Annotated in this window: 2 tRNA genes and 2 rRNA genes; all 4 read right to left on the bottom strand. The window is 51.5% G+C overall.

Going from position 1 to position 5,122, the window contains the following annotated elements:
- Window positions 1-20: 20 nt before the first annotated feature.
- Window positions 21-2,912, bottom strand: a 23S ribosomal RNA gene (locus BFQ00_RS04275).
- A 246-nt stretch (window positions 2,913-3,158) separates the two neighbouring features.
- Window positions 3,159-3,234 (bottom strand) — tRNA-Ala (locus BFQ00_RS04280).
- A 30-nt stretch (window positions 3,235-3,264) separates the two neighbouring features.
- Window positions 3,265-3,341, bottom strand: a tRNA-Ile gene (locus tag BFQ00_RS04285).
- A gap of 81 nt (window positions 3,342-3,422) precedes the next feature.
- Window positions 3,423-4,959 (bottom strand): 16S ribosomal RNA (locus tag BFQ00_RS04290).
- The 16S and 23S rRNA genes sit together here with 2 tRNA genes alongside, the layout of an rRNA operon.
- Window positions 4,960-5,122: the final 163 nt, after the last annotated feature.

The following is a 5,122-nucleotide window of genomic DNA, read 5'->3' on the forward strand; positions in this document are numbered from 1 at the left end:
TCAAATTGCTTGGGTGTTATATGGTCAAGCCTCACGGGCAATTAGTATTGGTTAGCTCAACGCCTCACAGCGCTTACACACCCAACCTATCAACGTCGTAGTCTTCGACGGCCCTTCAGGGAACTCAAGGTTCCAGTGAGATCTCATCTTGAGGCTAGTTTCCCGCTTAGATGCTTTCAGCGGTTATCTATTCCGAACATAGCTACCCGGCAATGCCACTGGCGTGACAACCGGAACACCAGAGGTTCGTCCACTCCGGTCCTCTCGTACTAGGAGCAGCCCCTCTCAAATCTCAAACGTCCACGGCAGATAGGGACCGAACTGTCTCACGACGTTCTAAACCCAGCTCGCGTACCACTTTAAATGGCGAACAGCCATACCCTTGGGACCGGCTTCAGCCCCAGGATGTGATGAGCCGACATCGAGGTGCCAAACACCGCCGTCGATATGAACTCTTGGGCGGTATCAGCCTGTTATCCCCGGAGTACCTTTTATCCGTTGAGCGATGGCCCTTCCATACAGAACCACCGGATCACTAAGACCTACTTTCGTACCTGCTCGACGTGTCTGTCTCGCAGTCAAGCGCGCTTTTGCCTTTATACTCTACGACCGATTTCCGACCGGTCTGAGCGCACCTTCGTACTCCTCCGTTACTCTTTAGGAGGAGACCGCCCCAGTCAAACTACCCACCATACACTGTCCTCGATCCGGATAACGGACCTGAGTTAGAACCTCAAAGTTGCCAGGGTGGTATTTCAAGGTTGGCTCCACGCAGACTGGCGTCCACGCTTCAAAGCCTCCCACCTATCCTACACAAGCAAATTCAAAGTCCAGTGCAAAGCTATAGTAAAGGTTCACGGGGTCTTTCCGTCTAGCCGCGGATACACTGCATCTTCACAGCGATTTCAATTTCACTGAGTCTCGGGTGGAGACAGCGCCGCCATCGTTACGCCATTCGTGCAGGTCGGAACTTACCCGACAAGGAATTTCGCTACCTTAGGACCGTTATAGTTACGGCCGCCGTTTACCGGGGCTTCGATCAAGAGCTTCGCGTTAGCTAACCCCATCAATTAACCTTCCGGCACCGGGCAGGCGTCACACCCTATACGTCCACTTTCGTGTTTGCAGAGTGCTGTGTTTTTAATAAACAGTCGCAGCGGCCTGGTATCTTCGACCGGCATGAGCTTACGGAGCAAGTCCTTCACCCTCACCGGCGCACCTTCTCCCGAAGTTACGGTGCCATTTTGCCTAGTTCCTTCACCCGAGTTCTCTCAAGCGCCTTGGTATTCTCTACCCAACCACCTGTGTCGGTTTGGGGTACGGTTCCTGGTTACCTGAAGCTTAGAAGCTTTTCTTGGAAGCATGGCATCAACCACTTCGTCGTCTAAAAGACGACTCGTCATCAGCTCTCGGCCTTAGAATCCCGGATTTACCTAAGATTCCAGCCTACCACCTTAAACTTGGACAACCAACGCCAAGCTGGCCTAGCCTTCTCCGTCCCTCCATCGCAATAACCAGAAGTACAGGAATATTAACCTGTTTTCCATCGACTACGCTTTTCAGCCTCGCCTTAGGGACCGACTAACCCTGCGTCGATTAACGTTGCGCAGGAAACCTTGGTCTTTCGGCGTGGGTGTTTTTCACACCCATTGTCGTTACTCATGTCAGCATTCGCACTTCTGATACCTCCAGCAAGCTTCTCAACTCACCTTCACAGGCTTACAGAACGCTCCTCTACCGCATCACTTACGTGATACCCGTAGCTTCGGTGTATGGTTTGAGCCCCGTTACATCTTCCGCGCAGGCCGACTCGACTAGTGAGCTATTACGCTTTCTTTAAAGGGTGGCTGCTTCTAAGCCAACCTCCTAGCTGTCTAAGCCTTCCCACATCGTTTCCCACTTAACCATAACTTTGGGACCTTAGCTGACGGTCTGGGTTGTTTCCCTTTTCACGACGGACGTTAGCACCCGCCGTGTGTCTCCCATGCTCGGCACTTGTAGGTATTCGGAGTTTGCATCGGTTTGGTAAGTCGGGATGACCCCCTAGCCGAAACAGTGCTCTACCCCCTACAGTGATACATGAGGCGCTACCTAAATAGCTTTCGAGGAGAACCAGCTATCTCCGAGCTTGATTAGCCTTTCACTCCGATCCACAGGTCATCCGCTAACTTTTCAACGGTAGTCGGTTCGGTCCTCCAGTTAGTGTTACCCAACCTTCAACCTGCCCATGGATAGATCGCCCGGTTTCGGGTCTATTCCCAGCGACTAGACGCCCTATTAAGACTCGCTTTCGCTACGCCTCCCCTATTCGGTTAAGCTCGCCACTGAAAATAAGTCGCTGACCCATTATACAAAAGGTACGCAGTCACCCAACAAAGTGGGCTCCCACTGCTTGTACGCATACGGTTTCAGGATCTATTTCACTCCCCTCTCCGGGGTTCTTTTCGCCTTTCCCTCACGGTACTAGTTCACTATCGGTCAGTCAGTAGTATTTAGCCTTGGAGGATGGTCCCCCCATATTCAGACAAAGTTTCTCGTGCTCCGTCCTACTCGATTTCATGACTAAGAGATTTTCGCGTACAGGGCTATCACCCACTATGGCCGCACTTTCCAGAGCGTTCCGCTAATCTCAAAGCCACTTAAGGGCTAGTCCCCGTTCGCTCGCCACTACTAAGGGAATCTCGGTTGATTTCTTTTCCTCAGGGTACTTAGATGTTTCAGTTCCCCTGGTTCGCCTCTTACGCCTATGTATTCAGCGTAAGATAACCATCTTATGATGGCTGGGTTCCCCCATTCAGACATCTCCGGATCAAAGTCTGTTTGCCGACTCCCCGAAGCTTTTCGCAGGCTACCACGTCTTTCATCGCCTCTGACTGCCAAGGCATCCACCGTATGCGCTTCTTCACTTGACCATATAACCCCAAGCAATCTGGTTATACTGTGAAGACAACATTCGCCGAAAATTCGAATTTCTCGTTAAGAGAACTCACAAATTTTACCTTAGCCTGAGCCGTTACCAGTGAAAGTAACGTTCAGTCTATCTTTCTATCACATACCCAAATTTTTAAAGAACGAACTAGTCAAAGACTAGAAATCAACATTCACCATCATGACGATGGAATGCTCATTTCTAAGCTTTATACAAACAGAAGCAGTAGTGGTGGAGCCAAACGGGATCGAACCGTTGACCTCCTGCGTGCAAGGCAGGCGCTCTCCCAGCTGAGCTATGGCCCCGTATTTCTACAGGCGTTTCCCACACAAAATTGGTGGGTCTGGGCAGATTCGAACTGCCGACCTCACCCTTATCAGGGGTGCGCTCTAACCAACTGAGCTACAGACCCAATTTCGGGCTGCTTCTTTCGTCTTCTTCAATGAATCAAGCAATTCGTGTGGGAACTTATGGAGCAGCTGATGTCGTCGATTAAGGAGGTGATCCAGCCGCAGGTTCCCCTACGGCTACCTTGTTACGACTTCACCCCAGTCATGAATCACACCGTGGTAACCGTCCTCCCGAAGGTTAGACTAGCTACTTCTGGTGCAACCCACTCCCATGGTGTGACGGGCGGTGTGTACAAGGCCCGGGAACGTATTCACCGCGACATTCTGATTCGCGATTACTAGCGATTCCGACTTCACGCAGTCGAGTTGCAGACTGCGATCCGGACTACGATCGGTTTTGTGGGATTAGCTCCACCTCGCGGCTTGGCAACCCTCTGTACCGACCATTGTAGCACGTGTGTAGCCCAGGCCGTAAGGGCCATGATGACTTGACGTCATCCCCACCTTCCTCCGGTTTGTCACCGGCAGTCTCCTTAGAGTGCCCACCATTACGTGCTGGTAACTAAGGACAAGGGTTGCGCTCGTTACGGGACTTAACCCAACATCTCACGACACGAGCTGACGACAGCCATGCAGCACCTGTCTCAATGTTCCCGAAGGCACCAATCCATCTCTGGAAAGTTCATTGGATGTCAAGGCCTGGTAAGGTTCTTCGCGTTGCTTCGAATTAAACCACATGCTCCACCGCTTGTGCGGGCCCCCGTCAATTCATTTGAGTTTTAACCTTGCGGCCGTACTCCCCAGGCGGTCAACTTAATGCGTTAGCTGCGCCACTAAGAGCTCAAGGCTCCCAACGGCTAGTTGACATCGTTTACGGCGTGGACTACCAGGGTATCTAATCCTGTTTGCTCCCCACGCTTTCGCACCTCAGTGTCAGTGTTGGTCCAGGTGGTCGCCTTCGCCACTGGTGTTCCTTCCTATATCTACGCATTTCACCGCTACACAGGAAATTCCACCACCCTCTACCACACTCTAGTCAGTCAGTTTTGAATGCAGTTCCCAGGTTGAGCCCGGGGATTTCACATCCAACTTAACAAACCACCTACGCGCGCTTTACGCCCAGTAATTCCGATTAACGCTTGCACCCTCTGTATTACCGCGGCTGCTGGCACAGAGTTAGCCGGTGCTTATTCTGTCGGTAACGTCAAAACAATCACGTATTAGGTAACTGCCCTTCCTCCCAACTTAAAGTGCTTTACAATCCGAAGACCTTCTTCACACACGCGGCATGGCTGGATCAGGCTTTCGCCCATTGTCCAATATTCCCCACTGCTGCCTCCCGTAGGAGTCTGGACCGTGTCTCAGTTCCAGTGTGACTGATCATCCTCTCAGACCAGTTACGGATCGTCGCCTTGGTGAGCCATTACCTCACCAACTAGCTAATCCGACCTAGGCTCATCTGATAGCGCAAGGCCCGAAGGTCCCCTGCTTTCTCCCGTAGGACGTATGCGGTATTAGCGTCCGTTTCCGAACGTTATCCCCCACTACCAGGCAGATTCCTAGGCTTTACTCACCCGTCCGCCGCTCTCAAGAGAAGCAAGCTTCTCTCTACCGCTCGACTTGCATGTGTTAGGCCTGCCGCCAGCGTTCAATCTGAGCCATGATCAAACTCTTCAGTTCAAACATCTTTGGGTTTTTAAGAAACCCTAAACTTGGCTCAGCAATCGTTGGTTACATCTTTGATTTCTCGCGGAGTAACTTGTGATGCTGATAATCTTGTTGACTATCAGTCTGACTCCACAAGCACCCACACGAATTGCTTGATTCAGTTGTTAAAGAGCGG

Source organism: Pseudomonas sp. 28 E 9, from assembly GCF_900004785.1.
GTDB classification, from domain to species: domain Bacteria; phylum Pseudomonadota; class Gammaproteobacteria; order Pseudomonadales; family Pseudomonadaceae; genus Aquipseudomonas; species Aquipseudomonas orientalis_A.